General features: G+C 74.4%; 1 protein-coding gene. It reads left to right on the plus strand.

Going from position 1 to position 403, the window contains the following annotated elements:
- On the plus strand, positions 1–403 hold a 403-nt coding region (locus tag D7V80_RS42095), incomplete at both ends, for a hypothetical protein (protein ID WP_199738999.1).

The raw sequence follows: 403 nt of genomic DNA on the forward strand, positions 1-403 counted from the left end.
GGAGCGCCAGGCGCTGGCCCTCGAGGCCAAAGCCGCGGCACTCCGGCCCGCCTTGGACGAGGCCGCCGGCCGGGTGTACGCTCAGAAGGACCGAGTCAGCCAGCTCTACGCCCGCGTCCTCCGCACCGAAGGCCCGCGGTTGAAGGCCGCGCTCGCGGACTGGGGCAACGCCAAGTCCGAGTTCAGCCGCCTCACCGCCGGCTGGGAGGCGGCCCGGAAGGAGATGCTCGGCGCGCTCGGGCAAGCCGACCAGGCCCGCCAGGACGCCGCGAAGGGGCTCCGTGAGGCGGCCGCGGCGGTGAACGGCGAGGCCAAGCAGGCGGCCGAGGGCCTGAAGCGCTTCGCATGGATCGAGCGGGCGGGCAAGTTCGTGACCCTTCTGGAGGCCGCCCCGGACGTGGTC

Origin of the sequence: Corallococcus sp. CA054B, assembly GCF_003611625.1 — a bacterium.
GTDB lineage: Bacteria > Myxococcota > Myxococcia > Myxococcales > Myxococcaceae > Corallococcus > Corallococcus coralloides.